We start from the raw sequence: 16,627 nt of genomic DNA on the forward strand, positions 1-16,627 counted from the left end.
CGCATGGATAGGAAACCATCACGGTGGCGCAGGGGAGTGGCGATGGCCGCGACCGTGCCGATGCTGCTGGCGCTGCTGCCGGCCGGCGCGGCGTATGCGGCCGACAAGTCATCGATCACCGAGGCGACGACCGATGCCAACAACGTGCTCAGCCTCGGATTCAACGGCAATCTGAACGATGACAGCACGGCCGGGAACGCCGTCGCCGCGTACAAGGGCACACCGACCTACGTGGACGGCGTCGACGGGCAGGCCGTCAGGCTCGACAAGGGCGCGCTGAGCCTCGGCGCAAGCCAGAAGCTGCAGCCCGAAAGCCTCTCGCTATCGTTCTACTGGAATCCGAGCGCCACGATGACCGGCGAGCAGATCCTCATGTGGGGCAAGGGCAAGTACAACGACAACGGCTGGTATCTGAGCTCGAATTCCGATTCCAAGCCGCTCGTGCTTTCCGTGGGCGTGGGCGCGAACGGCGCCGGCAGCGGACAGCCGCTCGAATTCAACCTTTCCGGCAGCCGCGCCGACATCTTCCCGGCGAATACGTGGACGCACGTGATGGTCACGTTCGACGCCAAGACCAAGACCGCGAAGTTCTACATCAACGGCGAAGGCAGGACGGCGACCGCCGGCAACACGACGTCGGCCGGCACGATCGCCGCCGACGACACCACCAAGTACATCGGCTGGAACGGCACGCATGCCAGCGGAGGCCAGCTCACCGGCTCGCTTGACGACGTGAAGCTGTGGAGCACCGTCGCCACCACGGCCGACGTGGAACGCGAGGCCAAGATCGGCGTCAAGGACTTCAGCGCCGAAAAGCTCGCGCAGGCCGCGCTCGACAACGTGAACATCACGTCGAAGGCCACCGCCAACCTGACGTTCAACGCCGACGCCGCCAACGGTTCGGCCCTTACCTACGTCTCCGACAACCAGGACGTCGTCTCGAACGACGGCGTGGTGACCCGACCGGCTGTCGGCGAGAAGGACGCGACCGCCAAGATCACCGTCACCTCGTCGTACGGCTCAGCGGCTGTGAGCAAGACGTTCACCGTGACCGTGCCCGCCCAGACCGACAACGGCAGCAGCGGCGACGTGGAATACCTGAAGAACTACCTTTCCGAGCAGGGCATGGAGAACGTGACCGTTTCGGATTCCTACCTGCAGAACGCGGGCAAGAAGGAAGTCGAATACCTGCTGAGCTTCAAGCCCGATCGACTGCTCGTCGAGTTCCGCGCGAACGCCGGCCTCGACACCAAGGGCGTGCAGAACTACGGCGGCTGGGAGAACGGCCCGTCCGGCTCGCGCAACCCCGACAAGTCCAACAACCCGACCCGCTTTACCGGCCACTTCGTGGGCCACTGGATCTCCGCGGCCTCGCAGGCACAGCGCTCCACGTTCGCTACGGACGCTCAGAAGAAGGAGCTCTCCGCCAACCTGACCGCCGTGGTCAAGGGCATCCGCGAGGCGCAGGAGGCCTACGCCAAGAAGGACGCCGCCAACGCCGGCTTCTTCCCCGCGTTCTCGGCCAGCTATGTGCCGAACGGCGGTGGCGGATTGCTCGTGCCGTTCTACAACCTGCATAAGATCGAGGCCGGCATGGTGCAGGCGTACGAGTACTCCACCGACGCCGAGACCCGCGAGACCGCCAAGGACGCGGCCGTCGACTTCGCCAAGTACGTCGTCAACTGGAAGGCCGCGCACGCCTCCACCAACATGCTCCAAACCGAATACGGCGGCATGAACGACGCGCTCTACCAGGTGGCGGAGATCGCGAACGCCGAAGACAAGCAGACCGTGCTCCAGGCCGCGCACCTCTTCGACGAGACCGCACTGTTCCAGAAGCTCGCCAACGGCCAGGACGTGCTCAACGGCCTGCACGCCAACACCACCATCCCGAAGCTCACCGGCGCCATGCAGCGCTATGTGGCCTACACCGAGGACCAGGACCTCTACAACAGCCTCTCCGCCGACGAGCAGGACAAGCTCACCAGCCTGTACCTCAAGGCCGCGAAGAACTTCTTCGACATCGTCGTCAACGACCACACGTACGTGAACGGCGGCAACTCGCAGTCCGAGCACTTCCACGTGGCCGACCAGCTGTGGAAGGACGCCACCCAGAACGGCGACCAGAACGGCGGCTACCGCAACTTCTCCACCGTGGAGACCTGCAACGAGTACAACATGCTCAAGCTCGCCCGACTGCTGTTCCAGGTGACCAAGGATTCCAAGTACTCCGAGTACTACGAGCACACGTTCATCAACGCCATCGTGGCCTCGCAGAACCCCGAGACCGGCATGACCATGTACTTCCAGCCGATGAAGGCCGGCTACCCGAAAGTGTTCGGCGTCTCCGGCACCGACTACGACGCCGACTGGTTCGGCAGCGCGATCGGCGAGTACTGGTGCTGCCAGGGCACGGGCATCGAGAACTTCGCCAAGCTCAACGACTCGTTCTACTTCACCGACGCCGACAACGTCTACGTGAACATGTTCTGGTCGTCCACCTACACCGACAAGCGCCACGACCTGAAGATCGTCCAGACGGCCAACGTGCCGAAGCAGGACGTTGTGACGTTCAAGGTCTCCGGCTCCGGCTCCGCCAACCTCAAGCTGCGCGTGCCCGAATGGGCCATCGCCTCCGGCGTCAAGCTCGTCGTCGATGGCAAGACGCAGGAGCTCACCAAGGACGCCAACGGCTGGCTGACGGTCGCCATCAGGAACGGCACGGAAATCTCGTACACGCTGCCCGCCAAGCTCCAGGCCATCGACGCCGCCGACAACAAGAACTGGGTCGCCTTCCAGTACGGCCCCGTCGTGCTCGCCGGCGCGCTCACCGACACCAACTACAAGACGAACTACTCGTACGGCGGCGTGAAGGTGCGCGTGGCCAACTACGACTCCGACGCCAACGCGAAGGCCGCGGTCATCCCGACTGACGGCCAGAGCGTGAGCGAGTGGCTCAAGGGCGTCAGCGCCGACGGCAAGACCGGCAACCTCGTGCGCACCGACAAGGCCGACGAAGGCAACCGCGAAACCCTGACGTTCAAGTTCAAGAACGTCGACGGCGACGCCGCCGGACTCGAACTGCACCCCTACTACTCGACGTACAAGACCACGTACGCCATCTACTGGGACATGGCCGAGGTCGATTCCAGCGCCTACCAGCAGAACATCCTCAAGAAGAAGACCGACGCCGCCACCCAGTCGCTCATCACCGACGCGGTCGACGCCTTCGACAACGAGTTCCAGCAGGAGCTCGCCCACAACGCCGCCAAGTCCGACGACTCGAACGCCGGCACCTACGCCGGCAAGCAGTACCGCGACGCCAAGGCCAACGGCTGGTTCAGCTACGACCTGAAGGTGACCGCCGGTGCCAGGAACTACCTGAGCACGCAGTACTACTCGGGAGACAAGGGCCGCACGTTCAGCATGATCGTCGACCCGACGCCGGTCGCCGACAACTCGAAGGGCGAGGTCTCCGCCAACGCGAAGACCTACACCGTCACCATCAACGACAGGAACGGCGCCAACGCCTTCTACTGGGATACGCAGGAACTGCCCGCCGACCTGGTCGCCCAGGCCAAGGACGGCAAGGTCCGCGTGCTGTTCAAGTCCACCGGCGGCCTCGTCGGCGGCGTCTACGGCGTGCGCACCCAGAACGCTGCCGGGCTGAACGACGACGCCGCATTGAAGTCGCTGAAGTTCAGCGAAGGCGACCTCGCGCCCGCGTTCAAGTCCTCGAAGACGGCGTACACGCTCACCGTGCCGAAGAACGCGAAGTCCGTCGACGCGACGATCGGCGTCAAGGACGCCGGATCGTACGTCACCGTCGACGGCGTCATCATCGACGACACGAAGGACCGCACGATCACGCTCGACAACGACGTGACCACCGTCGACATCGCCTCCTACGCACAGGACCACAAGACCGTGAAGTACTACACGGTCACCATCGTCAAGGACGGCGCCAAGGTGCCGTCCGGCGACCCGGTCCTCGAGTACACGTTCGACGGCGACTCCGCCTCGGCCGACGCGAACGCCGTCGTCGACAACACCGGCTCCGCCGGCGACAAACTCGACGGCAAGATCGTGAACTCCGGCGCCACCCTCGCCGACCATGACGACAACGGCAAGTCGCTGAAGGTGCCGGGCGGCAACCACGGCAGCTCGGCGTACGTGACAATCCCGTCCGGCGTGGTCGAAACCGGCCAGAAGGACATCACCATCTCCGCCGACTACCAGTGGGACGGCGCCAACACCTGCGTCTACCCGTGGGCCCTCGGCCAGAACGACAAGAACTATCTGGTGAACATCGTCAGCTGCGGCTCCAACACGCGAGTCGAGGCCTCGAAGTCCGGCTCGCAGACCCAGCTGACCGGCTCCACGCCCGCCAAGAACACGTGGGTGCACGTGGACGTGGTCGTCAAGGGCGGCAAGTCCATCAGCTACTACCTTGACGGCAAGCTCGTGGCCACCAAGACCACCACGCTGACCGCCGCCGACTTCGCCGGCACCACCAGCGCCTCCGGCTACCTCGGCCTGTCGTTCTACGGATCCGACAAGGACTTCGGCGGCCAGATCGACAACTTCAAGATCTGGAACCGCGCCGTCGGCCTCGCCGAACTGTTCCCGGGCGAAGACGGCGACGAGCCGGCCGAAGCGACCGTGGAATCCATCAAGGTGACCAAGCAGCCGGCCAAGACCACGTACACCGTGGGCGACAAGTTCGACGCCGACGGCCTCGAAGTGACCGCCGTCATGAGCGACAAGACCGAAAAGGTCCTTGACGCCGCCGACTACACCGTCTCCGGCTTCGACGGCTCCAAGGCCGGCAAGCAGACCCTGACCGTGAAGCTCAAGGCCGACGAGACCAAGACCGCCACGTTCGACGTGACTGTCGAGGCGAAGAAGTCGGACGACTCCTCGCTCAAGTCGCTCGCCGTCGCCGGCGTCGCGCTGACCGCCGACCAGCTCAAGGCCGCGGCCACGGCCGACGGCACGACCGTGAAGGTCGCCGACCCGGACGGCGTCACCGCTCAGCAGGTCGAGTACACGCTGGGCGCCACGGCCGCCACGGCCGACGTCACCGTCGCCAAGGACGTCGTGACGGTCGTCGTGACCGCCGAGAACGGCTCCAAGACCACGTACACCGTGAAGCTGGAGAAGGCCGAGGAGACCACTCCGGTCAAGCCGACGCTGAACATCACCGGCGACGGTGTGGACGGCGGCAGGCTCACGCTCAAGATCGGTGCCGAAACCGGCCTGAACGTGACGGTCAAGGGCGACGGCGTCGATGTGAGCAAGCTCGACTGGAAGATCGCGGACGAGAAGGTCGTCGGCTTCGTCGACATGGGCGCCAACCCGACCTCCGACCGCCGCATCAAGGGCCTCAAGGCCGGCGAGACCACCGTGACCGTGACCGACCCGACCACCGGCGCCAGCGCGCAGATCACCGTGACGGTGCCTGCCGAGGGCAATGGTGGCAACTCGGACGGCAACGGTCAGCAGCCCGGCGGCAACGGTTCGGGTTCGTCGAACGGCTCGACCGGTTCCGGTTCCTCCACCGATGCCGATGCCGATGGCAGCGGCTCCCAGTACGGCGGCAACGAGCAGTCCGGCAAGTCCGGCTCCAACGCCGGCAGGCTGGGCAGGACCGGCGCGGCCGTGGGCGTGATCGCCCTCGCCGCCGTCGTGCTCGCCGGCGTCGGCGTCGCCCTGCGCAAGCGCCGCGCGTAGCGCAGGATGCTTTCCCGAAGCGGCTCCCCTCGGCTCCCCTCAATCTTGATGGGAGCGAGGGGAGCCGCGCGTACCGCGTGGGGCGCCCGCTTCCCTCGGTCCGTCATCGTCGTCTTCCATCATCGACAGCGAGGTTGTTTCGTGCCTTCCCGTTCCATCATCCGTTCCCTTATGGCGGCCATCGTCGGCCTCGCCGTGTTGCTTGCCGGACTGCTGATTCCCGGCTCCGCCGCCTCCGCCGACGAGTCCGTCACGGTTCCCGGCATCACCGATTACGTCCCCCAGGCCGAGGACTCCACCAACACCGTGTCCTTCACCGACCCGACCGACAGTGTGGGGAAGACGGTCACGTTCCACCATCCCGGTGTCATCATGAACGCCGACTATCTCAATGCCATGCGCGACGGCGTCCGCGCCGGCAAGGAGCCGTGGCTCAGTGCCTACAAGGCGTACTCGTCCTATGCGTTCGCGAGGAAGAATCCGCGTGTCTACTACGAGTCGTGCTTCGTCAACGTGCTCGGACCATGGAAGACCGACTACTGCGGCAAGAAGTCCATCGATCCGCAGGATTATTTCGCCATGCGATTCCAATGGGACGGCGACACCGCGTTCAAGCAGGCCGTCATGTGGTACATCACCGGCGACAACACGTATCGTGCCACGGCGTTGAACATCATCCGCAAATACGCGTCCGTCGAATTCGTGCAGGGCACGTACAGCTTCCGTCTCGGCGTCGCCAGCGCGAACCTTGCCATGGCCGCGGAGATCATGCGCGCGACCGATCCCGCGCCGGCGGCAGACGGCTCCGCCGCCGATGATTCGCTCATCTGGAACGACGACGATACCGCACGGTTCACCAAGGCGCTGGATATGTATGAGCCGGCGTTCGGATTCCAACAGCGTCGATTCCATAATCAGGAGCAGTTCTGTCTGGCCGGACTGCTCGCCAAGGCCGTCTGGGAGAACGACGGCGAATCGTATGCGCGCGCCGTCAAACGCATCGTCGGCGGCGGCGCGGACGATATCTCCGCCGACAACGGCACCGGCTCCATCAACTATCAGATGAAATGGATGACCGAAAACGAGCTGACCGGCGAGGCGCTGCCCGAATCGGAGCAGCATGTGCAGGTCGCCGAAATGGGACGCGACGCCGGTCACGCGCGCGACGACATCGGCGGGCTGACCACGCTCGCGCAGGCGATCTATGTGCAGGGCACGAAGGTCGACGCGCGCACCGGCGTGGTCTCGAACGCGAAGGACGCCGTTACGCCGTTCGAATTCGGCGACGACCGTCTGCTTGCCGGCGTGGATTATTACGTGAAATACCATACGGGCGTGGCCGTGACATGGACGCCGCAGCGTGAATTCTCGTTCAATCGCGATGGCGTGACGGTTTCCGAGAATCGGAATGTGTCCAACGACGGCGACGTGACCGTGTATCTCGGCGTGCTGTACAACTATTACAAGTCGGTGCGCAAGGTCGACATGACCGGCGAGGCATACCGATATCTGGCCGAAGCCTACGAGCGCGCGATGCCGGAAGGGCTTGATGTCGGCGCCTCGGGGAGGAACTGGCCGGCGGCGGGAACGTTGCTGTGGACGTTGCCGGAGGGCGGCGACGGTTCCGGCTCGGGAGGCGAGGGCTCCGGCGGTGAGGGCGAGACTCCTGATCCCGAGCCTTCGCAGAAGCCCGACCCCTCTCCGGAGCCGAACGACAAGCCTTCCGACAAGCCCGGTACGCAGCCGTCGCAGCAGGGGAACGGTTCCGGCATCTCGACCGGTTCGGGCTCCGCGACCGATGCCGATGGCAATGGCGGCGGCTCCCAGTACGGCGGCAACGAGCAGTCCGGCAAGTCCGGCTCCAACGCCGGCAGGCTGGGCAGGACCGGCGCGGCCGTGGGTGCGGTGGTCCTGGCCGCCGTCGTGCTCGCCGGCGTCGGCGTCGCCCTGTGCAAGCGCCGCGCGTAGCGCAGGACGCTTTCCGGATTGGCTCCCCTCATGCGTGAGGGGAGCTGTCCACTCGGCAGTTCCCCATTGTCCCCGCTCGATGCACTACTTCATGGACGTATACTCGCCCGATCTCATGGCATCAATACGGCGGCGCCGGTGAACGCGCCGGCCTTCAGGTCCTTCAGCGCCTGCTGGCCCTGATCGAGCGGATACGGATGCGCGTCGATGGTGATGTGATGCGCCGCGGCGAACGCCAGGAACTCACGGCCGTCCTGCCGCGTATTCGACTCCACGGAACGGATCTCCTTCTCGTGGAACAGATGCTTCTCGTAGTTCAGCGCCGGCACATCGCTCATATGGATGCCGGCCAACGACAGCACGCCGCCCGGACGCAGCGCCTCCAGCGCCGGCAGCACGATGGCCCCGACCGGCGCGAAGATGATGGCCGCGTCCAACGGCTCCGGAGGCATCTCATAGGCGTCGTCGGCGAACGCACAGCCCAGCTTCAACGCCAGACGCTGCGCCTCCTTGCCGCGCGTGAGCACATGCACGCGCATGCCCAGCGCCAACGCGACCTGTGCGGTGATATGCGCGGACCCGCCGAAGCCATACAATCCCAGCACCGGCTTATGGCCCAGTCGCGCGGCGATCTGCTCACGGGCCTTGTCGAGGTCAAGACCATCGAACGAGATCCCGTCCAGCAGCCCGGTGCGTTTCAGTGCGCGGAACCCGATGATGCCGGCGCACAGCAGCGGCGCCACGGTCTGCACCGAATACGGGGTGCTGCCTGCGCCGTCGCCGCCTCCCAGAAGCGGCTCCAGCGAATACAGGTACTCGATGGGCGCCACCATATACTCCGCGTATCCACCGTTCGCATCCCAGCCGTTATACAGCGAATGCTGGCACAGATTCTCCTTGCCGCTATGGCAGAATTCGCATTCGCTGCACGTATGCCGCAGCCACGCCGCGCCCACGCGCTCGCCGATATGCGCTTCGAATCGGTTGCCGAACACGTCGATGCCGGCGTCCGGTCCCAACGCCACGATCTCGCCGACCACTTCATGGCCCGGCGTCACATGGTCGCGATGCACCGGCAGATCGCCTTCGGAGACATGCAGGTCGGTACGGCACACGCCGCACGCCAGCACACGGATCAGCGCCTCGCCCGGCCCGGGTTGCGGCACGGGTTTCTCCACCCATTCCAAGGGGTCTCCGGTGATGGGTCCCGGCTGTTCGCGTATCTGCCACGCATGCATGGTCGCGGGAGCCGCGGCGGGCCTGGTCGTCGGATTGTTGCTTTCACCGGCGGCCTCGTTGGTCGGACTGCCGATTATGCCGCCGTTCATATCGTTGTCGTCGTTAGCTTCGTTGCCGTTTATTGCGTCACTGCCAATGTCTTCGTGTAGAACACTCATACAACCTCATGGTAGGCGTTGTTGGTTGCGAGAGTGTGGAGCTCCGATGACGCTTCCGCGCCGTTTTGCGAGGCATATGGCTTCGGTTTCCGGGTCGAGGTTTCAGGTCGTTGGAATTTCAACGATGTGGAACGAAAAGAGCCCTATTGCATGCGGTGGGGCCACAAAACTCGCGTTTTCAATGGAACGGGACCTATGCTGAACGGATGGCGAGCTATCGTTTTCCCAGAATCCCGCAGTTCGGGCCGTTCGACACCCCGGATTTTCTTCGCACATTCGGCATCGACTGCTCGATCGGCCGATTTACGGCGATCGGCTCGCGTAATCTCGACTCCGCCGACCGCGTGGCCGTGTTCATCCCCGGCTTCACCGGCTCGAAGGAGGATTTCATCCCGTTCTTCCCCACGCTGTGGAAAGCGTTGGGGATTCATGAGGCCTCGGCCGGTCATGAAGCCATCGACCGGGAATCTGATGCCGGTCGTGTTGACGCCGGCCGTTCCACCGCCATCGTGGCGTACAGTCAGCGGGGGCAGGCCGACTCGGCCGTGCCATTCGATCGCCGGGCCTACGATTTGGATGATTTCGTAAACGACGGCTGCGAGATATTGGAACGCCTTGGCGCACGCGACCGGCCCGTCGACCTGGTCGGCCACAGCTTCGGCGGCGTCGTGGCCCGCCGGGTGGCGTTGCGGCGGCCGGAATTGCTGCGCTCGCTGACGGTGTTCGATTCGGGCGCGGTGCCAGTACGGCGTACGCCGCTGTTCGCGGCGGCGCCGACGCTGATTCGCGTATTCGGCCCGATGCTGCTGTATTACGCCTATCGTCCCAAACTGCGCGACGAGCCGCAGGGCGACAGGCTGGCCGAACTGTTTCGTCAGAACATGCATGCGACGTCGCGGCATCATCTGGCGTCCGTGGCGGATTTCATGACGCGGTTCGACGACGTGACCGACGATCTGCGGCGGCTGCATAAGGGCCTGCCGATGAACATCATGTATGGCGTGGATGACGACGTCTGGCCGACCGCGGTCTACGGCCGCGAGGCCGAGGCGTTGGGGATAACGCCGGCCGCGTTCGAGAACGCCGCGCATATCCCGACCTACGACCGGCCAAAGGAGTTCGCTGAAGCATTGGTGGATTTCTGGCGTCGCGCGTGACACGCGCATACGTACGCGCATACGTACGCGCATACGGCGATCGCCCATCGTCTTCGTTGCAGACCGGGGGCCGAAGCCGACGTGCCGCAATGAAGACGATGGGCGATTGATGGGGATGGATGATTCGGGTGCGCTATCCCTCTACTTCTTCGCCTGGGTGAGCTGGTAGGCGGCCAGCAGCACGGCCAGCCAGATCACGCCGGCGATCACGGCCACGCGGTAGCTGGGGGAGAAGAGCATGAGCACCACCACGAGCGCGAGGAACGCGAGCACGATCCACGGCGTCACCTTGGCGGCGGGCAGCTTGAAGTGGATGGCGTCGAGCGCCTTCTGGCCGGAAAGCCCGGCCAGTGCGGAGTCGGCCGGAGACTTGCCCGCGAAGGCGATGCGGCGGAACTTCATCTCGGTGAACATGATCATCGTCCAGTTGATGATGCCGGCGATGGTGGCGATGGACATCAGGTAGTTGAACGCGAACTCGGGCCACAGGAACACGACCACCACGGCGATGGCGGTGATCACCGCGGAGGTGAGCACGCCGGCCACGGGCACGCCGTGCTTGTTGAGCTTGCCGAGGTAGGCGGGGGCGTTGCCCTGCTTGGCCAGCGAGTACAGCATGCGGGAGTTGGCGTACAGGCCGGAGTTGTAGACGCTCATCACGGCGGTGAGGCATACGAAGTTGAGGATGCCGGCGGCCGCATGGACGCCCACGGAGTCGAAGATCTGCACGAACGGGCTGGACTTGCCGTCGATCATGTTCCACGGCACCACGGCCATGATGACGCCGAGGGCTCCGATGTAGAAGACGAGGATTCGCCAGATGATGTCGTTGGTGGCGCGCGGGATGGTGCGGCGCGGGTCCTCGGTCTCGCCGGCGGTGATGCCGATGAGCTCGGTGCCGCCGAAGCTGAACATCACGACGACGAGGGCCATGAGCAGGCCGGTCCAGCCGCTGTCGGTGTGGGTCATCAGACCGTTGGGGAAGAAGCCGCCGCCCACGGTGAACCAGTTGGCGAAGCTGGCCTTGATGCCCGAATCGGTCGGCAGGGCGAAGATGATGACGGCCAGGCCGCCGAGGATCATGGCGACGACGGCCACGATCTTGATGATGGCGAACCAGAACTCGAACTCGCCGAACTGGCTGACGCCGAGCAGATTGCCCGCCGCGATGGCGGCGAGGAACACTGCCGCCGAGACCCACGTCGGGATAGCGGGGAACCAGTAGTTCACGAACGTGCCGACCACGGACAGCTCGACCATGGAGACGAGGATGTAGTTGAACCAGTAGTTCCAGCCGGAGACGAAACCGGCGCGCTTGGACCAGTACTGGGTGGCGTAGTAGCTGAATGCGCCGGCCTTCGGGTCTTCGACCGACATCTCGCTCAGCGCTCGCACGATCATGAAGATGGCAAGACCGCCGATGAGGTAGGCCAGCAGAATGGCCGGTCCGGCCAGCGCGATGGACTCGGACGAGCCGTAGAACAGGCCGGTTCCGATGGCGCCGCCGAGCGCGATGAGCTGGATATGACGGTTCTTCAATGATTTACGCAGGCTCGCGGGCACCGGCACGTCGTCGGTCTCGCGGGGTTTGGTCGATGGGTTCTCGGCCATGACGTTCCCTTCCTTCTCTGTGATGCGGCCGGCGGTTGTGTCCTCGCGTTATGCGCGGCCGTGCGGCGTCGCGTCGTGAAACGCGTGTGCGCGGCCGCGCGTGTTTCACGTGAAACATCGCGCGTGAAACATCCTTCGTCTGCGTGAAACATCCGTGGTCGTTTGTTTGCCGTGTACCGAGGGTAGCCGCACCGTATGTCAGCGGTCGTTTTTCGTCCATTGAACGGGATTTCGTCTTTTGAAGGCCTTGGGTTTTCGGTGTTTGGGGCTGCGGGCGAAGGAATCGCGGGATATGCGAAAGGCGCGGCGGCGGGCGTGGGGACGTCGATATTTGACACTATGAAATATTGGTGGTAGAAAATATATCGAGAACGACGCGTGGTGACGTCATGATGCCGCACGGTGTCATGCGGCGTCATCCGACATCCTGCGATGTCGGCACATGGCGTCGGATTCTCGGAAAGGGGTCGTCATGGGATATGCCGAAGACGCCGTCGATGAGATGTTCGCCCTCGCCGTGCGCAGTCGCGGCAAGAACATCGACACGGTGAACCGCGGCGCAAAGGGCGAGATGCCGGCGCTGCACATGCTGGCCATGTCCAGCGTCCCGCTGACCCCGGGCCGTATGTCCGACATGCTTGCCGTGAGCCCCGGTCGCGTATCCGCGATTCTGGACCGCCTGGAGAAGAAGGGGATGGTCGTTCGCGAGACCGACCCGTCCAACCGCCGCAACGTGCTGGTGAGCATCACCGACAAAGGCCGTGAGGCCGACCGTCGGACCTTCACCGAGATTCACGACCGCTTCGTCCATGTGTTCGAACGCATGGGGGAGGATCATACGCGCCAGTTCCTCGACCGCTGCAAGGAGTTCGTCGACTATATGCGCGACGAGGGCTTCCCCTCGCCGCCGGAGGGTCCGCCATGTGCGATCTGACGCTTCGCGGGCCTTGCGTCGTCCGTTGGCGGCTTGGGAAAGCCGTCTGCGAAAGGGCGAGGACTTAAGCAATGCGCCTTCGAAAGCCGATTTTATGGTCCCGGTTCGTCCGGGTCTTATTTTTGACCAATCTTGAACACCGTAAACAATAATTACTGGAAACTAAATTTCGGGAAAACAACAAGGAAAACAGGGGAACTATCGTGATACGCATTTGCAAATACCTTTCCAAAGCCGAATGGGGGCAGCTGTTCGTCGGCCTGCTGCTCACCGTGGCGCAGATCTGGTTCAATCTGGAACTGCCCGACTACATGGCCGACATCACCCGCCTCGTCGAGACCCCCGGCAGTGAGATGCACGACGTATGGGTCGCCGGCGGCAAGATGCTCGCCGTTTCGTTGGGAGCCGTCGTCTGCATGGCGCTGACCGGTCTGATCACCGCCCGCGTGGGCGCGTCGTTCAGCCGTCGTCTGCGCTCGTTGGAGTTCTCGCGCGTCGAATCGTTCGGCCCCGCCGAGATGAACCGCTTCTCCACGGCCAGCCTCATCACCCGCTCCACGAACGACATCACGCAGATCCAGATGTTCGTGACCATGGGCCTCATGCTGCTCGTCCAGTCGCCGATCATGGCCGTATGGGCCGTGTGCAAGATCGCCGGCAAGGGCTTTGACTGGACGCTCGCCACCGGCGTGGCCGTCGTGGTCCTGCTGATCGCCATCGCCGTCCTCATGGCGCTGGTCATGCCGAAGTTCAAGGCCATGCAGACGCTGACCGACAACATCAACCGTGTCTCGCGCGAGAACCTCACCGGTCTGCGCGTCGTGCGCGCCTACAACGCCGAGGACTATCAGGAGGCCAAGTTCGACCGTGCCAACGACGAGCTCACCGGCACGCAGCTGTTCACCAACCGTGCGATGAGCGTGATGATGCCGCTGATGAACACCGTGATGAACGGCCTCATGCTCGCCGTCTACTGGATCGGCGCCTACCTCATCGACGCGGCCGACATGACCGACAAGCTCACGCTGTTCTCGAACATGGTGGTGTTCTCCAGCTACTCCGTGCAGGTCATCATGAGCTTCCTCATGATGAGCATGGTGTTCGTGCTCTGGCCACGCGCCGACGTCTCCGCCAAGCGCATCCTCGAAGTGCTCGACACCGAGCCCACCGTGGTCTCCGGCACGCGAACCGCCGGTGCGAAGGACGCCGCCGGCCGCGAGCTGCGCGGCGAGGTCGAATTCCGCGACGTGAGCTTCACCTATCCCGATTCGCGCGAGCCGATGCTCGAGCATGTGAGCTTCAGGGCCGAACCGGGGCAGACGGTCGCCTTCATCGGCTCCACCGGCTCCGGCAAATCCACTCTGGTGAATCTCGTGCCGCGATTCTACGACGCCACCGAGGGCCGGGTGCTCGTCGACGGCGTGGACGTGCGCGACTATGAGCTCAAGGCCCTGCGCGACAAGATCGGCTACGTCCCGCAGCGCTCGGTGATGTTCAAGGGCACCGTGGCCAGCAACGTGGCCTACGGCGACAAGACCGGCCTGAACGGTGCCGGCACCGACGCCACCGATGCCGACGGCACCGCGACCGCGGCCGGCGTGCAGGCCGCCATCGACGTGGCCCAGGCCAGCGAATTCGTAAGCAAGATGCCGGACGGCATCGACGCCGAGATCGCCCAGGGCGGTTCGAACGTCTCCGGCGGCCAGAAGCAGCGCCTGTCCATCGCCCGCGCCGTATGGCGCCATCCGGAGATCCTCGTGTTCGACGACTCGTTCTCCGCGCTCGACTTCCGCACCGACCGCGAGGTGCGCGAGGCGCTCGCCAGGGAATGCGCCGACTCCACGAAGCTGATCGTGGCCCAGCGCATCGGCACCATCATGCACGCCGACCGCATCATAGTGCTCGACGGCGGCCGCGTGGTCGGCCAGGGCACGCATCACGAACTGCTGGAGAACTGCGAGGTCTACCGCGAGATCGCCGAATCCCAGCTCAGCGAAGCCGAGCTCGCCGCCTAGCCGCGCGTAGGCAGCGCCATCGAATCCAACGGACTTATAAGGAGAACCATATGCCAGGACCAATGGGTCGCAACCAGACGACCGAAAAACCACAGGACTTCGGCAAGATCATGGGCAAGCTCGTCCGCTTCTGCAAGCGGTATCTGCCCGCCATGGTCGTCGCGCTGATTCTCGGCGCCGCCGGCACCGTCTGCCAGATCATCGGACCCGATAAACTCAAGGACGTCACCAACGAGATCACCAAGGGCCTGCCCGCCATGGTCAACGGACGTCCGGTCATGAACGCCATCGACCTCGACGCCGTCGTGAAGATCTGCGTCACGCTCGTGGTGCTGTACGTCGGCTACGCGCTGCTCACCTACGTGCAGAGCTGGATCATGGCGACTGTCACCCAGCGCACCGCCCAGCGTCTGCGCGACGAGATCTCGAGGAAGATCAACCGCCTGCCGCTCAAATACTTCGACAAGACCAGCTACGGCGATGTTCTCAGCCGCATCACCAACGACGTCGACGCCATCGGCCAGACGCTCGGTCAGTCGCTCGGCTCGCTCATCACGTCGATCACGCTGTTCGTCGGCTCGCTCATCATGATGTTCTACAACAACGTGACCATGACGTTGACCGCCATCGGCGTCAGCGTCATCGGCCTCATCATCATGATGATTATCATGAAGGCGTCGCAGAAGTACTTCACGCTGCAGCAGCTCGCCCTCGGCGAGGTCAACGGCCACGTGGAGGAGATGTACGCCGGCCACGTCATCGTCAAGGCGTACTCCGGCGAGGACGACTCCATCGCGCAGTTCGAGAAGTACAACGACCGTCTGTACGTCTCCGGCTGGAAGTCGCAGTTCCTCTCCGGCCTCATGATGCCCATCATGCAGTTCATCGGCAATCTCGGCTACGTGGCCGTCTGCGTGGTCGGCGCCGCGCTCGCCATGAACGGCACCATCGAATTCGGCGTCATCGTGGCGTTCATGATGTACATCCGCCTCTACACACAGCCGCTCAGCCAGTTCGCGCAGGCGTTCCAGAACCTCCAGCGCTGCGCCGCGGCATCCGAACGCGTGTTCGGCTTCCTCGAGGAGCCGGAAATGAGCGACGAGACGGCGCTCGAAGGACGTCGCATCGCCGATGAGGCCGGCGACAGCAACGGCCTGCGCGGCGATGTGGAATTCGACCACGTACGCTTCGGCTACAAGCCGGGCAAACCCGTCATCCACGACTTCAGCGCCAAGGTCAGGGCCGGGCAGAAGGTCGCCATCGTCGGCCCGACCGGCGCCGGCAAGACCACCATGGTCAACCTGCTCATGCGCTTCTACGATCTCGACGGCGGCGACATCCGCATCGACGGCATCTCGACGGCGTCGGTGCCGCGCAGCGAGGTCCACAACCAGTTCGCCATGGTGCTGCAGGACACCTGGACCTTCGAAGGCACCATCCGCGAGAACATCGTCTACTCCAAGCAGGGCGTGACCGACGAGCAGGTGCAGGCCGCCTGCCGCGCCGTGGGACTCGACCGGTTCATCCGCTCCCTGCCCGATGGCTACGACACGGTGCTCAACGACAACACGAGCCTGTCCGCCGGCCAGAAGCAGCTGCTCACCATCGCGCGAGCCATGATTCAGGACGCGCCGATCCTGATTCTCGACGAAGCCACGTCGTCCGTCGATACGCGAACCGAGGAGCTGATCCAGAAGGCCATGGACCAGCTGACCGTGGGACGCACGTCGTTCGTCATCGCGCATCGCCTCTCGACCATCAAGAACGCCGACATGATTCTCGTGATGAAGGACGGCGACATCATCGAACGCG

General features: G+C 64.2%; 8 protein-coding genes. 6 read left to right on the forward strand and 2 right to left on the reverse strand.

Going from position 1 to position 16,627, the window contains the following annotated elements; translation table 11 throughout:
* Positions 1 to 3: 3 nt before the first annotated feature.
* The gene (locus GFD18_RS08940) at positions 4 to 5,733 is read left to right on the forward strand and encodes a beta-1,3-specific beta-L-arabinofuranosidase (RefSeq protein ID WP_204313966.1); all 5,730 of its coding nucleotides are present in this window, start codon (positions 4 to 6) and stop codon (positions 5,731 to 5,733) included.
* 141 nt (positions 5,734 to 5,874) lie between these two features.
* Positions 5,875 to 7,701 (forward strand): hypothetical protein, encoded by a 1,827-nt coding sequence (locus GFD18_RS08945; RefSeq protein ID WP_163198625.1) that lies wholly within the window; start codon positions 5,875 to 5,877, stop codon positions 7,699 to 7,701.
* A 113-nt stretch (positions 7,702 to 7,814) separates the two neighbouring features.
* On the opposite strand, the gene GFD18_RS08950 is transcribed toward GFD18_RS08945, so the two are convergent.
* Positions 7,815 to 9,029: an alcohol dehydrogenase catalytic domain-containing protein gene (locus GFD18_RS08950; RefSeq protein WP_204313965.1), complete on the reverse strand. Its 1,215-nt coding sequence runs from the start codon at positions 9,027 to 9,029 to the stop codon at positions 7,815 to 7,817.
* A 224-nt stretch (positions 9,030 to 9,253) separates the two neighbouring features.
* Between GFD18_RS08950 and GFD18_RS08955 the strand changes: the two genes are divergently transcribed.
* Positions 9,254 to 10,255, forward strand: coding sequence for an alpha/beta fold hydrolase (locus tag GFD18_RS08955; protein ID WP_318644533.1), 1,002 nt, complete (start codon positions 9,254 to 9,256; stop codon positions 10,253 to 10,255).
* Between the two features lie 141 nt (positions 10,256 to 10,396).
* On the opposite strand, the gene GFD18_RS08960 is transcribed toward GFD18_RS08955, so the two are convergent.
* Entirely contained in the window at positions 10,397 to 11,866 is a 1,470-nt protein-coding gene (locus GFD18_RS08960; RefSeq protein WP_163198619.1) for an amino acid permease, read from the reverse strand.
* 472 nt (positions 11,867 to 12,338) lie between these two features.
* Between GFD18_RS08960 and GFD18_RS08965 the strand changes: the two genes are divergently transcribed.
* The 3 genes from GFD18_RS08965 to GFD18_RS08975 form a co-directional block, all read left to right on the forward strand.
* On the forward strand, positions 12,339 to 12,800 hold the full coding sequence (locus GFD18_RS08965; protein WP_163198616.1) for a MarR family winged helix-turn-helix transcriptional regulator: 462 nt from the start codon (positions 12,339 to 12,341) through the stop codon (positions 12,798 to 12,800).
* A gap of 203 nt (positions 12,801 to 13,003) precedes the next feature.
* Entirely contained in the window at positions 13,004 to 14,815 is a 1,812-nt protein-coding gene (locus GFD18_RS08970) for an ABC transporter ATP-binding protein (RefSeq protein WP_163198614.1), read from the forward strand.
* Between the two features lie 50 nt (positions 14,816 to 14,865).
* Positions 14,866 to 16,627, forward strand: a 1,762-nt coding sequence (locus tag GFD18_RS08975; RefSeq protein WP_163228276.1) for an ABC transporter ATP-binding protein, incomplete at its 3' end; no start/stop codon positions are given.

This window comes from Bifidobacterium saimiriisciurei (assembly GCF_010667655.1).
Classification (GTDB): Bacteria; Actinomycetota; Actinomycetes; order Actinomycetales; family Bifidobacteriaceae; genus Galliscardovia; species Galliscardovia saimiriisciurei.